The sequence below is a fragment of the Enterobacter sichuanensis genome, assembly GCF_002939185.1.
Taxonomy (GTDB): Bacteria; Pseudomonadota; Gammaproteobacteria; order Enterobacterales; family Enterobacteriaceae; genus Enterobacter; species Enterobacter sichuanensis.
This window is the reverse complement of sequence record NZ_POVL01000003.1, coordinates 40,824-58,696: the sequence shown is the minus strand read 5'-3', so window position 1 is coordinate 58,696 and position 17,873 is coordinate 40,824. Positions and strand designations below refer to the sequence as shown.

At 56.5% G+C, this 17,873-nt stretch carries 19 protein-coding genes; 9 read left to right on the top strand and 10 right to left on the bottom strand.

The window, feature by feature from the left end; translation table 11 throughout:
- Positions 1-43 precede the first annotated feature (43 nt).
- Genes C5687_RS02435 through celB form a run of 3 tightly spaced genes read right to left on the bottom strand, consistent with a single transcriptional unit; the run spans position 44 to position 3,747 of the window.
- Positions 44-1,468: a leucyl aminopeptidase family protein gene (locus C5687_RS02435; protein ID WP_104556343.1), complete on the bottom strand. Its 1,425-nt coding sequence runs from the start codon at positions 1,466-1,468 to the stop codon at positions 44-46.
- On the bottom strand, positions 1,468-2,424 hold the full coding sequence (locus C5687_RS02430) for a glycosylasparaginase (RefSeq protein ID WP_104556342.1): 957 nt from the start codon (positions 2,422-2,424) through the stop codon (positions 1,468-1,470). Before C5687_RS02430 ends, C5687_RS02435 begins: the two co-directional genes overlap by 1 nt.
- Before the next feature lie 3 nt (positions 2,425-2,427).
- Positions 2,428-3,747, bottom strand: coding sequence for a PTS cellobiose transporter subunit IIC (gene celB / locus C5687_RS02425; protein ID WP_025758948.1), 1,320 nt, complete (start codon positions 3,745-3,747; stop codon positions 2,428-2,430).
- 147 nt (positions 3,748-3,894) lie between these two features.
- Here celB and C5687_RS02420 point away from each other — a divergent pair, with 147 nt between their 5' ends.
- Positions 3,895-4,719, top strand: coding sequence for a hypothetical protein (locus tag C5687_RS02420; protein ID WP_104556341.1), 825 nt, complete (start codon positions 3,895-3,897; stop codon positions 4,717-4,719).
- Here C5687_RS02420 and arsC read toward each other — a convergent pair.
- On the bottom strand, positions 4,716-5,072 hold the full coding sequence (gene arsC, locus C5687_RS02415; RefSeq protein WP_045284558.1) for an arsenate reductase (glutaredoxin): 357 nt from the start codon (positions 5,070-5,072) through the stop codon (positions 4,716-4,718). The genes C5687_RS02420 and arsC overlap by 4 nt on opposite strands.
- A gap of 18 nt (positions 5,073-5,090) precedes the next feature.
- Positions 5,091-6,554 carry a beta-barrel assembly-enhancing protease gene (gene bepA / locus C5687_RS02410; protein ID WP_045284557.1) on the bottom strand — a complete coding sequence of 488 codons (1,464 nt, stop codon included), beginning with the start codon at positions 6,552-6,554 and terminating at the stop codon, positions 5,091-5,093.
- Positions 6,555-6,775: 221 nt separating this feature from the next.
- Between bepA and C5687_RS02405 the strand changes: the two genes are divergently transcribed.
- Positions 6,776-7,840: an AI-2E family transporter gene (locus tag C5687_RS02405; RefSeq protein WP_045284556.1), complete on the top strand. Its 1,065-nt coding sequence runs from the start codon at positions 6,776-6,778 to the stop codon at positions 7,838-7,840.
- A 92-nt stretch (positions 7,841-7,932) separates the two neighbouring features.
- Here the strand turns inward: C5687_RS02405 and bcp are convergent, their stop codons facing one another.
- Both bcp and C5687_RS02395 read right to left on the bottom strand, forming a co-directional pair.
- Positions 7,933-8,403 (bottom strand): thioredoxin-dependent thiol peroxidase, encoded by a 471-nt coding sequence (bcp, locus tag C5687_RS02400; protein ID WP_025758956.1) that lies wholly within the window; start codon positions 8,401-8,403, stop codon positions 7,933-7,935.
- A complete protein-coding gene (locus tag C5687_RS02395; protein ID WP_025758958.1) occupies positions 8,403-8,972 on the bottom strand; it encodes a glycine cleavage system transcriptional repressor in 570 nt (189 codons plus the stop codon). Before C5687_RS02395 ends, bcp begins: the two co-directional genes overlap by 1 nt.
- Before the next feature lie 145 nt (positions 8,973-9,117).
- On the opposite strand from C5687_RS02395, the gene dapA reads away from it, so the two are divergent.
- The 6 genes from dapA (at position 9,118) to ypfH (ending at position 15,575) form a co-directional block, all read left to right on the top strand.
- Entirely contained in the window at positions 9,118-9,996 is an 879-nt protein-coding gene (gene dapA, locus C5687_RS02390; protein WP_008501633.1) for a 4-hydroxy-tetrahydrodipicolinate synthase, read from the top strand.
- A 16-nt stretch (positions 9,997-10,012) separates the two neighbouring features.
- Positions 10,013-11,047, top strand: coding sequence for an outer membrane protein assembly factor BamC (gene bamC / locus C5687_RS02385; RefSeq protein WP_033146169.1), 1,035 nt, complete (start codon positions 10,013-10,015; stop codon positions 11,045-11,047).
- Positions 11,048-11,156: 109 nt separating this feature from the next.
- Positions 11,157-11,870: a phosphoribosylaminoimidazolesuccinocarboxamide synthase gene (gene purC, locus C5687_RS02380; protein WP_008501631.1), complete on the top strand. Its 714-nt coding sequence runs from the start codon at positions 11,157-11,159 to the stop codon at positions 11,868-11,870.
- Between the two features lie 120 nt (positions 11,871-11,990).
- A complete protein-coding gene (gene ypfJ, locus C5687_RS02375) occupies positions 11,991-12,860 on the top strand; it encodes a KPN_02809 family neutral zinc metallopeptidase (RefSeq protein ID WP_008501630.1) in 870 nt (289 codons plus the stop codon).
- Positions 12,860-14,806 (top strand): tRNA(Met) cytidine acetyltransferase TmcA, encoded by a 1,947-nt coding sequence (locus tag C5687_RS02370; protein WP_104556340.1) that lies wholly within the window; start codon positions 12,860-12,862, stop codon positions 14,804-14,806. The genes ypfJ and C5687_RS02370 overlap by 1 nt, the downstream gene beginning before the upstream one ends.
- A gap of 73 nt (positions 14,807-14,879) precedes the next feature.
- Positions 14,880-15,575: an esterase gene (gene ypfH, locus C5687_RS02365; protein ID WP_104556339.1), complete on the top strand. Its 696-nt coding sequence runs from the start codon at positions 14,880-14,882 to the stop codon at positions 15,573-15,575.
- 38 nt (positions 15,576-15,613) lie between these two features.
- Here the strand turns inward: ypfH and C5687_RS02360 are convergent, their stop codons facing one another.
- The 3 genes from C5687_RS02360 to C5687_RS02350 are packed head-to-tail and all read right to left on the bottom strand — an operon-like array spanning position 15,614 to position 17,324.
- The gene (locus C5687_RS02360) at positions 15,614-15,811 is read right to left on the bottom strand and encodes a YpfN family protein (RefSeq protein ID WP_008501627.1); all 198 of its coding nucleotides are present in this window, start codon (positions 15,809-15,811) and stop codon (positions 15,614-15,616) included.
- Positions 15,812-15,835: 24 nt separating this feature from the next.
- Positions 15,836-16,963, bottom strand: a complete 1,128-nt coding sequence (gene dapE, locus C5687_RS02355; RefSeq protein WP_025758963.1) for a succinyl-diaminopimelate desuccinylase — start codon at positions 16,961-16,963, stop codon at positions 15,836-15,838.
- Between the two features lie 10 nt (positions 16,964-16,973).
- Positions 16,974-17,324: an ArsC family reductase gene (locus tag C5687_RS02350; protein ID WP_045284553.1), complete on the bottom strand. Its 351-nt coding sequence runs from the start codon at positions 17,322-17,324 to the stop codon at positions 16,974-16,976.
- Between the two features lie 387 nt (positions 17,325-17,711).
- Here C5687_RS02350 and ypfM point away from each other — a divergent pair, with 387 nt between their 5' ends.
- Positions 17,712-17,771: a protein YpfM gene (ypfM, locus tag C5687_RS02345; protein ID WP_015572204.1), complete on the top strand. Its 60-nt coding sequence runs from the start codon at positions 17,712-17,714 to the stop codon at positions 17,769-17,771.
- Positions 17,772-17,873 lie beyond the last annotated feature (102 nt).

Here is a 17,873-nt window from a genome sequence, read left to right as displayed (position 1 = left end):
ATATGTAGGCCGGGTAAGGCGCAGCCGCCGCCCGGCAAAACATTCAGGCACTATCCCGCAATAAATGCTCCACCAGCAGCGGGATCGGCCTCCCTGACGCCACGCTCCGTCCGTTTTCACGCCACAGCGCCGTACCGCTAATATCCAGATGCGCCCACGGGATCGTCGGCGGGCAGAAGTGATGCAGCAGCCATGCCGCCGAGGCGCTGATTGCCGCATTGTTGCTCGGGGTGTTGCACAGATCGGCGATGGCGCTGTCGGTCTGCTTTTTCAGCCGCGCGTCCAGCGGCAGGGACCACACTTCGTCGCCGCTCTGTTTCCCCGCCTGCGTCAGCGCCTTGCGCAGCGGTTCATCCTGCGTCATTAACCCGCTCAGCTCATACCCCAGCGCTTTGACCACCGCACCCGTTAGCGTCGCCATATCAATAATATAGCGCGCCCGGGGATGGCGCAGGCTGGCCCAGGCAATCGCGTCTGCCAGCACCAGTCGACCTTCGGCATCGGTGTTGTTGATTTCAACCGTTGTGCCGTTGCAGGCCCGCGCGACCGTGCCGGGCTGCATGGCGTCCGGACCTATCGCGTTTTCCGCCAGCGCCAGCACGCCCATGATGCGAACGGGAAGACCAAGTTCTGCGACGGCAAGCATCAGGCCCAGTACGTTGGCCGCCCCGCACATGTCGTACTTCATGGTGTACATGCCGGCGCCTTCCTTCAGCCACAGACCACCGGTGTCGAAGGTAATGCCTTTACCTACGTAGCAACGCACCGGACCGTCAGAAACACCCTCATAGTGAATGGCCAGCAGCCGCGGCGGACAGGAAGCGCCTTTACCGACGGCATGAAGTAGCCCCAGACCCTGCGCAACGATCTGCTTTTCATCCAGCACCTCACACCGCAGGGCAGGGACGTCGGCGGCCAATTTTTTCGCCTCTTCGACCACAAACTGTGGCGTACAGCGATCGGAAGGGATATCCGCCAGACGACGCGCAAAGACCATACCCCGGCTGATGGCCTGTTGCTGACGGAAGATAGCTTCCAGCTTGTCCTGCTGTTCCGGCAGGCAAAGAGCGGTAACGTGGTGCATACGCGCTGGCGTAACGTCGGGGCGCTTCAACTGCAGGTCGCTAAGACGGTGCGCCTGGTTGAAGAGAAAGCGCAGCACCTGCACCAGCACAACGTCGTCGATATGGGTGACGTCGATGATCACATCAGGGCTGACAGGGGAGGCCAGCAGGGGGCGCAGTGCCGTCAGTAATCCTTCAGTGAGGCTGTCCTGCCAGAGCGCATCCGGTACCAGCGTGATCCGTGCAAAAGGGGCGCAGCCAAAACGGGTATCGGCAACCCCGTCCTGCCCGCGCATTTCCGCGATAAGCGGGGTGTCCGGCAGTAATGGACAGGCGGTCCGGGCGATGAGGTGACCGTGTAGTCTGGTGTTGGAAAGGGTGGTTGTCAGTTGCCAGGTAATCATTATTCCTCCTCAATCGGCGCGCGGATCCGCGCCGCGTAGGCCTGCATCCATGCTTCATCCACGGCCTGATAATACGTCTTTTCCTGCCGGCGCTCGGCGCGAAATACGGTCAGCGGCTGGCGGGCGGTGGCGACCACAAACGAGAAGGTTTTGATATTGGTCGCCGCGCCGAACTCGCCTTTATTATTCATGCACACCACGGAGAGATCTCCCGCGCGGCCAAAGCGCGACATCAGCTTGTCTTCCAGTTCAAACACCACTGAATCCGCCGCCTGCTGGGGCGTCATGCCCTGGGCCATGCGGCGAACAATTTCGTAGCTGGTACAGCCTTTCATCAGATCTTCCCCCACGCCTGTGGCGGTGGCGGCGCCGGTTTCGCTGTCACAGTAAAAGCCGGAGCCGATAATCGGCGAATCGCCGAGTCGACCGCGTTTTTTCATAAACAGGCCGCTGGTGGAGGTGGCGACGCTCATGGAGCCCTGTTTGTCGAGGCCGATAATCCCGACGGTGTCGTGGCCGTCGTACGGGCTTAGGCCTTTATCCAGCGTCTCCCGGCAGCGCTTGCGGTAATGCTGCATGGCGCGGTCGGTGAGCATGGTTTTGTCCGCAAAGCCCTGGCTCAGGGCCCATTCGCGCGCCCCCTGGCCGACCAAAAGGCTGTTATACCGCTGACGGCTGAGCGCCTGCGCCACGCGCACCGGGTTGGCGATATCCACAAGATTACCCACGGCACCAAACGCCAGCGTGTCGCCGTCCATGTACGCCGCGTCCAGCTCAACCTCGCCGTTTTCAGTAGGTAACCCACCGTAGCCGACGGATTTATAAAACGGAAAATCTTCGACGGCGGCAACGGCATCCACCACTGCCGCAGAGACCGGTTTTCCCGCAGCCAGCGCAGAGGCAGACTCTGTGACGCCTTCAAGCGCCATTCGCCAGGTGGCGATAATTCCCCACATGCTTTACTCCTGTTTTGCAAGTGTCGTGTCGGTTTGCGTAACGGTCGCCACTTCCGCCGCGCGGTACTGCTTGTCCACAATGCGCATGAAAGGCAGATACAGCATGGCGCCAATCAGCAGATTGATAAGCTGCATCACGCTGCCGCTGAGGTGCCCGGTGACGATAAAACCGCTGATCACCGGCGGCAGCGTCCATGGGATAAACACCCCGGTGGTTACGGCGACCGCGCCAATTTTCATCGCCGCGTACTGCACGCTCACCAGCACCAGCGGCACAAGATTGAAGGGGATAAGCATGATCGGGTTCATGATTACCGGCAGACCAAACAGAATCGGTTCGTTGATGTTAAACACCGACGCCCCCGCGCCCAGGCGGGCGACTTCACGCATGTTTTTGCTGCGGGCGAAAATCAGCATCGCAATCACCAGCGACAGCGTAGCCCCTGCGCCACCCATCCAGATCATGTCAAAAAACTGTTCAGTAATGATGTGCGGCGGCGTGGTGCCAGCCTGAATGGCGGCGATGTTATCAGTCTGGTTCTCCATCCACAGGGGACGAATAATGCCGTTAATCATCGAGCCGGAGTTAATGCCCACTGACCACAGAATGGTAATGCTGAATACCGTCATCAGCGCGCCAAAGTAAGAGGTGCCGTAGTGGCGTACCGGCGTGGCCACAACCTCATAAATAAACTGATGGATCGTGTTGTAATGGGTGTTCTCAAAGACGATGCGGATAACCAGCACCAGGATCATCACCAGCAGCGCCGGGATCAGCGCAGCGAACGACTCCTGTACCGCAGGCGGCACGCCGTCCGGCATTTTGATGACCAGATTTTTGCGCTTCAGCCAGCAGAACAGCTCCGTCCACAGCAGCGAGCCAATCATCGCCACGAACAGTCCTTTACTGCCAATCCACTCCACCGGCATCACGGTAATCCCGCCGTTCTCCGCCACTTTGATAAACGGCGTCAGGATCAGAAACGCTACCAGCGCCAGGATGCCGCAGGAGATGCGGTCTTCGCCGTAGTGTTCGGCCAGGCGGAACGCCACCAGGAAGCTGATAAACAGCGACATGGTGGAGAACACCGCGTTGAACGGAATTTCGATGATGGCGCTCCAGCTCTCACCAAAGGCCTGAGACATAAACTGCTGATAGGTTTGATTCGGAAATGACGAGATCACCAGCAGAATCGAACCGACAATGATAAACGGCATGAACGACACGTAGGCGCCGCGAATGGCCCCGAGGTGACGCTGCTGTGCCGTTTTGGCTGCCAGCGGCATCAGCTTTGCTTCAAGAAATCCCAGAACATTGTTCATTGTGAACTCCGTACAAGATTGAGTGGTGCGGTTTATGTTATGTCTGTGGATTATCAGTGAAGCGTGGCGGGCGAAAGGTGAAATCGGTCACAAAGCAACCGCGTGTGCTATATAAATCTCATATGATTAGTTAATGGAATTGTTGCGATGGAAATTAAACTGCATGCTAATGCCACCACCACGCCACGTATTCGTCGTTATCTCCAGCAGTCCGATAAGAGCGACCGAGAGCTGGCGACTGAGCTGGGGATCTCCATCACCACCGTCAGGCGCTGGCGCAACCGTGAGCAGGTTTCAGATAAGCAGACAACGCCAAAATTGATACACAAAGCGATGAGACAAGAGCAGGCTGTTCTGGTGAATGCGCTGCGCGATATCCTGAACGCGCCGCTGGATGAACTGCTGCTTCTGGTTAATAACGTACTGGGGATCCGCGTGTCCCGGGCAACGCTGAATCGCTATCTCAAACCCGCTGGCACCAAACCGAAGCGTGCGCCGCTGCGCGGTAAAAAAGCGCTGAAGGCCGGTGTCGTGCCTCAGCAACTGATGCTGCATCATTTGCCGTTATCGCTTCATATGGACGACGGTGGGGAGCAGCATCTGCTGTGGGCGCGGGAGCCAGTGAGCGGCTGGTGCTATGCGCGGCTCTATGCGGGGTTATCGCCGCAGCTGTTGACGCGATGGACGCAGGCGCTGCTTGAGGCCTGTCCGGCCCCTGTACAATCTGTTGATACTTTTGGTTTTGAGGTCACCCTGCCGGACAGTGAAATTGCCATCAACGAGCATCCCCGGGTCTCCCGGGCGGTGCAGGTCGCGGTACCCTTGCAGGACATTATTCCGCAGGTGAAAACGACGCCTGTCGGGGAGCTGTTGATTCAACTGTGTGAGAGTTACAACCGGGGAAAAGCGCAGAAGACGTTAGGTGAAAGCACGCCGCAGGCCTTTCTGGAAGCGATGCGGCGTAACGATTAGAGGATCTCGAGCACGTCTTCCGGCGGGCGACCAATGCGTGCCTGGCCGTTGGCCACCACAATCGGTCGCTCAATCAGCTTTGGATTTTCAACCATGGCCTGAACCAGCTCGGCTTCGGTGAGACGGCTGTCGTCCAGGTTAAGCGACTTATACAGATCTTCTTTCTGGCGCATCAGCTCTCGTGCACTGCCCATCCCCAGCATGTGTAGCAGCTGACGGAGGGTTTGGGCATCAGGCGGGGTGTCGAGATACAGCACCACCTCAGGCTCAACGCCGTTAGATTTCAGCAGGCTCAGGGTATCGCGGCTCTTGGAGCAGCGAGGGTTGTGATAGATTTTTACGGCGTCTGTCATGACGTACATTCTCCTTTATTACATCTTCTCGTACGGCTTAAAGCGCTGCTGCAGGCCGCGCAGCTGATCGATACGCGCGTCGTAACGGGCCTGCTGGAGGCTGCCGAGTTTGACCTGCGCGCTGGCGCTGCTGAGCGTGGAAATCGCCTGATCGAGGCGCCCCACCAGGGCAAAGCCTTCGGCGCGCGCCGCCAGCTCCTGATCGCGGTTGCCTAACTGGGCTTCAGCCTGTGCAAGCAGGTCCCAGCCGTTTTGATCGTCTTTATTATTAAAGGTGTAGCGGTTCAGAATGGTCGCCGCTTCCCCAGGCTGGCCGCCCTGTAAGTAAGCGTTCGCCAGGTTAAGCTGCAGTACCGGGTTGGTACGAACGTCTTTCGCCCCTTTCAGGCGGTTAATCGCATCGGCAGGTTTCTTCTGCCCCAGATCGATATCCGTGGACAAATCGAGATACCACGGGTTATTCGGGTCGGCGGCCAGAAGCGGCTGCAACGCTTTACGCGCCTCGTCGTATTTACTGGCTTCCATCGCCTGCAGCGCCTGGCCATACTGCGCGGCGTTTTTCTCACGCACGTTACCTTTCGCCAGGGCATCCAGCAGGTCGCTGGTGAGCTGGTTACGTCCGGAATTGTACATCCCCAGCGTTCTCACTTTCGCCATGTAGAAATCCTGCGAAGACTGGACCACCACCGGACGCATCTGGTTGGCACGGTTACGCGCATCTGACAGACGGCTTTCTGGTAACGGGTGCGTAAGCAGAATTTCCGGTGGGCGGGAAGAATAACGGGCCTGATCGAGCAGTTTTTCCAGGAAGCTCGGCATGGCCTGCGGGTCGAAGCCCGAGCGCTGCAGCACCTGGATGCCGATGCGGTCCGCTTCCTGCTCGTTTTGCTGGGTAAAGCTGATCATCCCCTGACGCGTACCGGCCAGCGTACCGGTTAAGGCTGCCATCCCGGCCTGCGGGCTGGCCATTGCCAGCAGAATAGAGCCCAGTGCGCCCACCCAGGTGAGCGGTGCGTTACGCTTCTGGTCTTCCATCGCACGCGCCAGGTGGCGCTGCGTGACGTGCGAAATTTCGTGCGCCATCACCGAGGCCAGCTGGCTTTCGTTGTCTGAGTAACGGAATAACGCCGAATGCAGCACCACGTTACCGCCAAAGAAGGCGAAGGCGTTGATTTCGTCATTATTAATCAAATAGAAGTGGAACGGCGTTTTTACCGAGTCGGCGTGCGCCACCAGACGCATCCCCAGCCCGTTGATGTACTGTACCAGCAAAGGGTCGTTAATCAGCGGAGCGCTGCCGCGCAGCTGACGAACATAGTAATCGCCCATTTGCATCTCTTGCCCAATCGAGAGCGTGCTTCCTGCTGTGGTGCCCATGTCCGGCAATGAATCGGACGAGTCAGCAAAAGCGGGTAATACCTGACCGACCGTCACTGCGGCAATCAGTGTTGCTACCAGTGTTTTTCTCAACTGCCTGAACATAACCACTGTCCTGTATATTGGATGTGCTAATTTGACCGATGAAGCGGCATATCGTTCATCTCTGCTGCCCAGCGAGTGTAGCCGTGTTGCTGCATGAAGAAAATCCCATTCATCATGCTTTTGCGGATTGTGACCGGGATACAAAAAGCGAAAGTCTTTTTTGTGACAGTTAGATACAATTCACCGTCTCACTCCCGCCATTCGATTCAGGGAAGGGTTGTATGCTCGAAATGTTAATGCAGTGGTACCGGCGCCGGTTCAGCGACCCGGAGGCCATTGCTTTGCTGGTTATTCTGGTTGCCGGGTTCGGTATTCTGTTCTTCTTCAGCGGTCTGCTCGCCCCCCTGCTGGTGGCGATTGTGCTGGCCTACCTGCTGGAGTGGCCAACGGCGCGTCTGGAACATATTGGCTGTTCCCGTCGCTGGGCGGCCAGCATCGTCCTGGTGCTGTTTGTCGGTATCCTGCTGTTAATGGCCTTCGTGGTGATGCCGGTAGCCTGGCAGCAGGGGATCTACCTGATCCGCGATATGCCCGGCATGCTGAATAAGCTTTCTGATTTCGCCGCCACGCTGCCGCGCCGTTACCCGGCCCTGATGGATGCCGGGATCATCGACGCGATGGCGGAAAATATGCGCGCCCGCATCATGACTATGGGTGATTCGGTGGTGAAGTACTCTCTGGCGTCGCTGGTGGGGCTGCTTACCCTGGCGGTCTATCTCGTGCTCGTGCCGCTGATGGTCTTCTTCCTGGTAAAAGATAAAGACCAGATGCTCAACGCCGTTCGGCGTATTCTGCCGCGCAATCGCGGTCTGGCGGGGCAGGTCTGGGAAGAGATGAACCAGCAGATCACCAACTACATTCGCGGCAAGGTGCTGGAGATGATCGTCGTGGGGGTCGCCACCTGGATTGGCTTCCTGATCTTCGGTCTGAACTACTCGCTGCTGCTGGCGGTGCTGGTGGGGCTGTCGGTTCTGATTCCGTACATCGGCGCGTTTGTGGTGACCATTCCGGTGGTTGGCGTCGCGCTGTTCCAGTTTGGCCTGGGAACTGAGTTCTGGAGCTGCTTCGCGGTGTACCTGATTATTCAGGGGCTGGACGGTAACCTGCTGGTACCGGTGCTGTTCTCCGAAGCGGTGAACCTGCATCCGCTGGTGATTATTCTGTCGGTGGTGATTTTCGGCGGGCTGTGGGGATTCTGGGGCGTGTTCTTTGCCATTCCGCTGGCGACGCTGATTAAAGCGGTGGTGCACGCGTGGCCGGATGTGCCAGCGGTGGAGGAGAAGTAGATTTTGTGCGGCCTGATGCCCTCACCCCGACCCTCTCCCACAGGGAGAGGGAGAAGGTCGGGTAAGGCGAAGCCGCCACCCGACACTCACTTTCAGGCACTTTGTTTCAGCCAGTTCAACACTACATCGTGGTGGTTGCTGGTTTTGAAGTCGTCAAACACGTGTTCAATTTTACCGTCAGCGTCGATCAGGAAGCTGATGCGGTGAATGCCGTCGTAGGTTTTACCCATAAACGTCTTCTCGCCCCAGATGCCGAACTGTTCGCACACCTGATGATCTTCATCAGAAAGCAGCGTGAAGTTCAGCAGCTCTTTTTCAGCAAATCGTGACAGCTTTTCGGGTTTATCCGTGCTGATACCCAGCACTTCCACGCCGGCTTTTTTCAACTCGTCCATGTTGTCGCGTAAGCCGCAGGCCTGTACGGTGCAGCCGGGGGTCATGGCTTTCGGGTAGAAATAGACCAGAACACGCTGTCCCTGGAAGTCGGTCAAATTTACTTGCTCGCCGTCTTGATCCGGTAAGCTAAATTTCGGTGCGATGTCACCGGCTTTCAGTGGATTCATTACTCAACTCCATCCTGTTCGTGCTGCGAATAATTTACGACGCTTATACTGCCCTGCGCGTTTAATTCTGTACAGAGGGCTTTGAACGCTTGCTCGATATTTGACGCATCCTGTGAAGCAGGGCTGTGTGCGGTAATCTGAATAAAGAGCGTGGGTACGGTGTTCTCGTCGCCCGGCTGTGTGCGGGAAACGAGCTCGGCGATGTTCATCTGATGGCTGTCAAACAGCGCGGTAAAGCGCTCGATCAGATGGGGGGAATCAGGGACTTCAACCTGCACCCAGACGGTAGCGGGCATGGCCGGACGTGGGCGCGCGGTGGTACGTTTCATCACGATGAGCAAATCCAGCTCCGCGCCTTTCAGCGGCAGGGTGGATTCGATAAGCGTAATGGCATTCCATGTTCCGGACAGCAGCATAATAAACGTGAACTCTTCGCCCAGCATCGCCAGACGGCTGTCTTCGATATTACAGCCGCAGCTGCTCACGTGACGCGTGATGGTGTTCACGATACCCGGCCTGTCGGCACCCAGCGCAGTGATAACCAGGTAATGTTGTGATGAGGTTGTCAAACCTGTTCTTCCTTTGCATGGTTAAGTCTTCCTAAGGAAAGCATAAAAAAAACATGCATACAACCGCCTGAGGGCCTCAGGTCGCTTGCTTTTATTACAGTTCCAAACGTACCATTGAGACTCTTGTTCGCACAGAGGATGGCTCATGTTCACGGGAAGTATTGTCGCGCTTGTAACACCGATGGATGAAAAAGGTAACGTCTGCCGGTCTAGCATGAAGAAGCTGATTGATTACCATGTCGCCAATGGAACCTCGGCGATCGTTTCGGTAGGGACTACCGGTGAATCTGCAACGCTGAGCCACGATGAGCACGGTGATGTGGTTATGCTGACCCTCGAACTGGCTGACGGACGTATTCCGGTCATCGCGGGGACAGGGGCAAATGCAACCGCAGAAGCGATCAGCCTGACTAAACGTTTTAACGACAGCGGCATCGTCGGCTGTCTGACGGTGACCCCTTATTACAACCGTCCTACCCAGGAAGGTTTGTTCCAGCACTTCAAAGCCATCGCTGAACATACTGACTTGCCACAAATTCTGTATAATGTGCCGTCCCGTACCGGCTGCGATATGCTGCCGGAAACCGTTGGTCGTCTCTCGGAAGTAAAAAATATTATCGGTATTAAAGAGGCGACAGGGAACTTAAGCCGCGTTCATCAGATCAAAGAGCTGGTTTCAGACGACTTTATCCTGTTGAGCGGTGATGATGCGACCGCGCTGGACTTTATGCAGCTCGGTGGCCATGGCGTGATCTCCGTAACGGCAAACGTTGCGGCGCGCGATATGGCTGAAATGTGCAAACTGGCCGCCGCCGGTCACTTTGATGAAGCGCGTGTCATTAATCAGCGTCTGATGCCGCTGCACAATAAATTATTTGTCGAACCCAATCCGATCCCCGTGAAATGGGCGTGTAAGGAGTTGGGGCTTGTAGCAACCGATACGCTGCGTCTGCCAATGACACCGATTACCGACCACGGTCGTGATATCGTCAGGGCAGCGCTGAAGCATGCCGGTTTGCTGTAAAGTTTAGGGAGATTTGATGGCTTATTCAGTACAGAAGTCGCGCCTGGCGAAGGTTGCGAGTGTTTCGCTTGTTATGCTGCTCGCTGCCTGTAGTTCAGACTCGCGCTACAAGCGCCAGGTGAGCGGTGATGAATCCTATCTGGATGCGACCCCGCTTGCTGAACTTCACGCACCGGCTGGTATGATCCTGCCGATTCAGAACGGCGATTATAATATCCCCGTGACCAACGGCAGCGGCCTGGTCGGTAAAGCGCTTGATATTCGTCCGCCAGCACAGCCTCTGGCGCTGGTGAGCGGGGCGCGTACCCAGTTCACCGGTGATACCGCGTCTCTGATGGTTGAGAGCGCGCGCGGTAGCACCCTGTGGCCGCAGGTTGTCAGCGTTATTCAGTCGAAGAACTACACCATCGATAAACGCGATGACGCCAGCCAGACGTTAACCACCGACTGGATCGAATGGAACCGTCTGGATGAAGATCAGCAGTACCGCGGCCGCTATCAAGTCTCCGTCAAACCACAGGGGTATCAGCAAGCGGTTAACGTGAAGCTGTTGAACCTGGAGCAGGCGGGTAAACCGGTTGCAGATGCCGCGTCCCTGCAGCGTTACAGCACCGAAATGCTGAACGTGATTGCCGCAGGTCTCGATAAGACTGCCACCGATGCCGCCAACGCCGCGCAGAGCCGCAATGGCGCGACCTTCGATGTGCAAAGCGGTGCGGATGATACCGGTCTGCCAATGCTGGTGGTGCGTGCACCGTTTAACCAGACCTGGCAGCGTCTGCCAGCGACCCTGGAAAAAGTGGGCATGAAGGTCACCGACAGCACGCGTTCAACCGGCAGCATGACGGCAACCTACAAGCCGCTCTCCGACAGCGCGTGGCAGGAGCTGGGTGCGAAAGATCCTCAGCTTGCCTCCGGTGACTACAAGATTCAGGTCGGTGACCTTGATAACCGCAGCAGTCTGCAGTTTATCGATCCAAAAGGTCACACGCTGACCCAGTCGCAGAACGATGCGCTGGTCGCTGTCTTCCAGGCGGCATTCAGCAAATAAAAACGAGGGCTGGTGAATCCAGCCCTTTTTATTTTCGTGCTACGCAAACGTGTGCGTGGCATAATATGCCCAGTTTTGAACACAAATCATCACACCAGGAGTAATGAAGATGCAGAAGCAAGCTGAGTTGTATCGTGGCAAAGCGAAGACCGTATACAGCACGGAAAACCCGGATCTGTTGGTGCTCGAGTTCCGCAATGATACGTCAGCAGGGGATGGCGCTCGCATTGAGCAGTTCGATCGTAAAGGCATGGTGAACAACAAGTTCAACCATTTCATTATGACCAAACTGGCCGAAGCGGGTATCCCGACTCAGATGGAAGCGTTGCTGTCCGATACGGAATGTCTGGTGAAAAAACTGGATATGGTTCCGGTTGAGTGCGTGATTCGTAACCGTGCAGCGGGCTCCCTGGTGAAGCGTCTGGGCATTGAAGAAGGTATCGAACTGAATCCACCGCTGTTCGACCTGTTCCTGAAAAACGACGCGATGCACGATCCGATGGTCAATGATTCTTACTGCGAAACCTTCGGCTGGGTGAATAAAGAGAACCTGGCGCGCATGAAAGAGCTGACCTACAAAGCCAACGACGTGCTGAAAAAATTGTTTGATGACGCGGGCCTGATCCTCGTCGATTTCAAGCTGGAGTTTGGTCTGTTTAAAGGCGAGGTGGTGCTGGGCGATGAGTTCTCGCCGGACGGTAGCCGCCTGTGGGATAAAGAAACGCTGGATAAAATGGACAAAGACCGTTTCCGTCAGAGCCTGGGTGGCCTGATTGAAGCGTACGAAGCGGTTGCTCACCGTTTAGGCGTTAAGCTCGACTAACTCCCTCACTTGCCAAAGGATGTTCGCATCCTTTGGCCTCTTACCTTTGTTTCCTATGGTAATCTTGCCGTTAACCGCCTACGATCATAGCTATTATTAATGGAATAGTTCGAGGTGGTTATGCGCTGGCAAGGGCGTCGTGAAAGTGACAATGTAGAAGACAGACGCAGCGATGGTGGTGGCGGTCCTTCCATGGGAGGGCCCGGTTTCCGGTTACCCAGCGGAAAGGGCGGCATCATTCTGCTGATTGTGGTGCTGGTTGCAGGGTATTACGGGGTCGATCTCACTGGCCTGATGACCGGTCAGCCGCTGCAACAGCAGCAACATTCTCAGCGCTCCATCAGCCCGAATGAAGATGAAGCGGCCAAATTTACCTCCGTGATTCTCGCCACCACAGAAGATACCTGGGGTCAGCTGTTCGAGAAGATGGGGCGTACCTACCAGCAGCCGAAGCTGGTGATGTACCGGGGAGCAACCCGCACCGGTTGCGGTACCGGGCAATCGGTAATGGGGCCGTTCTACTGCCCGGCAGACGGCACCGTCTATATCGATCTCTCTTTTTACGATGACATGAAACGCAAGCTTGGCGCGGACGGTGATTTCGCCCAGGGCTACGTGATCGCGCATGAAGTCGGCCATCACGTGCAAAAACTGTTAGGGATTGAGCCAAAAGTACGCCAGCTTCAGCAAAATGCCTCTCAGGCCGACGTGAACCGCCTCTCCGTTAAAATGGAGCTGCAGGCGGACTGCTTCGCGGGCGTCTGGGGCCACAGCATGCAGCAGCAGGGCGTTCTGGAATCCGGCGATCTTGAAGAGGCGTTAAATGCCGCTCAGGCTATCGGTGACGATCGTCTTCAGCAGCAGAGCCAGGGGCGCGTCGTGCCGGACAGCTTCACGCACGGCACCTCGCAACAGCGCTATAGCTGGTTTAAACGCGGTTTCGACAGTGGCGATCCGGCGCAGTGTAATACCTTCGGCAAAGCGATGTAATGCTGCGCTTTGAACAGCTGATAAGCGAGCTTGAGCGCACTGGCCATCGTCGGCTGGTGGTGCTCAGCGGCGATGCGCAGTGGAGCTTAGCCCAGGCAGAAGCGCTGCGAGACGCTCTACCCGGAGACTGGGTAAGGCTTGACGAACATCCTTCAAAAGCCATCAGTAGCCTGCTGGGACGCGAGTTCCGGCATGCTGTTTTTGACGCGTGCTGCGGGTTCGATGTTGCCGCGTTCGCCGCGCTGAGCGGAACGCTGAGCGCCGGGAGCCTTCTGGTGCTGCGGGTTCCGCCGCTTGAGGCGTGGGCCGGGTTTCCTGACCGTGATTCCCTGCGCTGGAGCGACAGCGCCGAAGCGATAGCCACGCCGCATTTTGTCCACCATTTCTGCCGGACCCTTGCCGCCGACCCCGACGCGATTGTCTGGCTTCAGGGCAGCGATTTATCCCTTCCGCCTTTACCCGATGCTCCAGACTGGCGCCCAGCCAGTGGCGCACCGCAGCGCGAGCAGGCGGCGATCCTGGACGTTCTTCAGAAAATGCCGCGGGGCATCGTGGCCGTTACCGCCGCGCGCGGGCGCGGTAAGTCGGCCCTGGCGGGAATGTTACTCCATCGTATTGCGGGCAGCGCCGTCGTCACCGCACCGACGAAAGGGGCGACAGAAAGTATCGCCCGCTTTGCCGGAGAGCGTTTTCATTTTATGGCCCCGGACGCGCTGTTAGCTTCTTCGCATCAGGCTGACTGGCTGATTGTCGATGAAGCTGCCGCGATCCCCGGCCCGCTGCTGGAAAAGCTGGTGAGCCGTTTCCCTCGCGTGCTGTTGACCACCACGGTGCAGGGATATGAAGGGACGGGCAGGGGATTCTTGCTCAAGTTCTGCGGTCGGTTTGCCGGGTTGCAGCGCTACAGCTTATCAACGCCGGTACGCTGGGCGGCAGGTTGTCCGCTTGAGCGGATCGTGGCCAGCGCGCTGCTGTTTGACGACACGCTGCTTGACCGCCGCCCGGAAGGCGAGGTGCGTATCACCTCTCTGACCCCCGCGGCATGGGAACGCCGTCCGGCGCTGGTCGCGAGCGTCTATGAGCTGCTCTGTGCGGCGCATTATCGCACCTCGCCGCTCGATTTACGCCGCATGATGGACGCGCCCGGGCAACAGTTTGCTGTCGCCGAAGCGAACCCGGTCATCGCCGGAGCGCTGTGGCTGGTGGAGGAGGGCGGGTTGTCCCCTGCGCTTAGCCGCGCGGTGTGGGCGGGGTTCCGCCGTCCTCGTGGAAACCTGGTGGCGCAGTCTCTGGCGGCGCACGGCGGCTCTCCGCTGGCGGCAACGCTCAGAGGCCGAAGGGTGACCCGTATTGCCGTACATCCTCACCGTCAGCGGGAAGGAATTGGTCAGGCGCTTATTCGCAGCGCCAGCGGGGAGGATTATCTGTCGGTGAGCTTTGGTTATACCGAAGAGCTTTGGCGTTTCTGGCAGCAGTGCGGCTTTGTGCTGGTGCGGATGGGAAGCCACCGTGAAGCCAGCAGCGGTTGTTACACCGCGATGGCGCTGCTGGCGCAGAGTGAGGCTGGGCATCAGCTGTGTCAGCAGGCGCAGCAGCGTCTGAAGCGCGATGCGCGGGTGTTATCGGCCTGGAACGGTGAAAAGATCCCGGTGGAAGATGAGTGGGAAGCTACGCTTAATCATGACGACTGGCTGGAACTGGCGGGGTTTGCTTTTGCGCATCGCGCGTTTTCCACGTCGGTTGCCGCGTTGACACGGTTGTTGCTCGCCGTCGATATGCCGCTTCCGGCACTGCGGGGGAAGATGGAAGGGAAAACGGAAGACATCGGACAAAAAGCGCTGCTGGTAAAGTTGCGCAGTGAAACGGCGCAAGCGCTTGAAAGTCTTGACTCTCTCCGCTGCCAGCAGCTGAAAGAAGCCATTTTGCAATGGCAATTTTTTCAATGACTTCTTCAGTAAAGTGGCATGGTCATTCCCGCCGCGAGGCGTAGAATCCAGGTCATCTATTAAGGAGACCACCATGAAACATGACCATTTTGTTGTTCAAAGCCCTGACAAACCGGCTAAACAGTTACTGCTTCTGTTTCATGGTGTTGGCGATAATGCCGTCAATATGGGGCAGATCGGCAGCTGGTTTGCGCCGGTTTTTCCGCAGGCACTGATTGTCAGCATCGGTGGCGTCGAGCCGTGTGGTCCGAACGGACGACAGTGGTTCTCAGTTCAGGGCGTGACGGAAGAGAACCGTCAGGCGCGCATTGATGCCATCATGCCCACGTTTATCGACATTGTCCGCTACTGGCAGCAGCAGAGCGGCGTGGGGGCCGACGCAACCGCCCTGATAGGTTTCTCACAGGGGTCAATCATGTCGCTGGAAAGCGTAAAAGCGCAGCCGGGTCTGGTTTCACGGGTGATTGCGTTTAACGGCCGTTTTGCGGCACTACCGACCCACGCGACCACGCAGACGACTATCCACCTGATCCACGGTGGGGAAGACCGGGTGATTGAACTCTCGCATGCGGTCGCCGCACAGGAAGCGCTGATTCGCGAAGGGGGAGATGTGACGCTGGATATCGTTGACGATCTGGGCCACGCGATTGATGACCGTAGCATGCAGTTCGCACTCGACCATCTGCGCTATACCGTACCGAAGCACTACTTTGATGAAGCGCTCAGCGGCGGTAAGCCGGATAATGATAATATTGTTGAGTTTATGTGAGGTTATCCCCTCTCCACAGGAGAGGGGATACAGACCGATTACTTCTTCTGGTCCTTCTTCGGCCAGTCGTCGTCGTCGTCCCACTTGTCGTTAAAATCGCGGTGCGGGGGAAGATCCGGTTTGTTGGCGAGAAATTTTTTATGGTCAACGCGCTTAAGGTCTTTAATCACGTTCAGCAATACGCCGACCAGAAAAACCAACACCAGAACCCACCAGTACTTTGAAAGCCAGTCCATTCGCTATTCCTCTCAGAGCGTTCGTCAGGCGACGAGTTGCTCCATAATACGTTGATACATACGGGCCAGCAGTTGTAAATCTGCCGCATTAACACACTCATTGATTTTATGAATGGTCGCGTTCACTGGTCCCAGTTCGACAACCTGGGCGCCCATACGGGCGATAAAGCGTCCGTCTGAGGTGCCACCCGTTGTCAGCAACTGTGGCTTAATTTCATTATAGTGCTCGATGGCGTTGACCACCGCATCCACCAGCTTGCCGCGCTGTGTCAGGAACGGCTGGCCGGAAAGCCACCAGTCCACGGTGTAGCGCAGATTATATTTTTCCAGCAGGGCGATAACGCGCGCCTTGATCATCTCGTCGGTCAGTTCCGTGCTAAAGCGGAAGTTGAACTGGACGAAGTAATCCCCCGGGATCACGTTATTGCTGCCGGTTCCGGCTTTGACGTTCGCAATCTGCATGCTGGTCGGTGGGAAGAACTCGTTGCCTTTATCCCACTCAATCGCCACCAGCTCGCTCAGCATCGGCGCAGCGCGATGAACCGGATTATCAGCCAGATGCGGATACGCAACGTGCCCCTGAACGCCGTGAATGGTCAGGTTACAGGTCAGCGAGCCACGGCGGCCATTTTTCACCACATCACCCACCACTTCGGTACTGGACGGCTCACCCACCAGGCAGTAGTCCAGGCGCTCGTTGCGGGCCATCAGCGCCTCAACAACCTTTACGGTGCCGTTATGGGCGCTGGCTTCTTCGTCAGAGGTGATCAGAAACGCGAGACGGTTTTTATGGTTCGGATGCTGTGCGACAAAGCGCTCAGCCGCTACCACCATCGCCGCCAGCGAGCCTTTCATGTCTGCCGCCCCGCGGCCGAACAGCATGCCATCGCGGATGGTGGGTTCAAACGGGGGATTGATCCAGCGGTCCGCATCGCCAGCGGGCACCACGTCAGTATGTCCGGCAAAGGCCAGCGTTTCGCCCTGGCCGCGCCAGGCCCAGAAATTCTGGGTGTCGCCAAAATCCATACGCTCCACGGTAAAACCGATAGCGCGCAGGCGCTCAATCATTAATGCCTGACAACCTGCGTCGTCCGGGCTAAGGGAAGGACGGCGAATAAGCTGCTGAGTCAGCTCAATGACCGGGCATGACATAAACTACACCTCAACGAATAAAGTCGGAATAAAGGGTTTCACTGAAACCCAGCAGCATAGGCTTCCCTGGCGCGCAGAGCAATGGGCGTTTGATGATTGCCGGCATGTCGAGCATCAGTTTTGCCGCGCTGTCGGCGTCATTGATGCTGGCGCGAAGAGATTCATCCAGTTTACGCCAGGTGGTGCCGCGGGTATTCAGCAAGGCTTCCCAGCCCAGCTCGTCGATAGCGGTATGCAGAAATTCTGCATCAAGCCCATCGGCACGGTAATCGTGGAAACGGTACTCTACGTTGTTCGCCTCCAGCCAGCGGCGGGCTTTTTTGATGGTGTCGCAATTTTTAATGCCGTACATCACAACCATGGTGAATCCTTTTGTCGTTCTGGTGATTAAATGTTCAGTAAATTCGAAGATATATCCTTAAGTGGAATATAACACATTCAGGAATCGTCTGGATTTATGCGTCATCTTAATTCAACTAACAACTGTACGCTGAATATTCTTTCATCCTTTAAGCATAGATGTCCATAAGCTTTAAATGTCGAGTAAACTCAGCGGGTAAAATAAAACTCACCCGTCCGTAGGGTTATTTCAGAATATTGCTGGCCGTCACAAAAAATTGAGGACTCTCCGTTCATATTTATCATAAATCCCCGTATGACGTGGGGTACAATCGCTGCAATTGGTTAAATAGTCTTCACAATGATGATACGTTTTTGTAGAATGCGCATAATAATAAGAGAGGTTGTTATGATTGAACGTGAACTGGGGAACTGGAAAGATTTTATCGAAGGCATGCTTCGTAAATGACATTCAGTAAGAATTGTAAGAGCACTTAAATAAGTAAAATAACCATAGTGTGAATGAATCACACAATAAAAAGGCGGCCGATTAAGCCGCCTTTTTTTATTT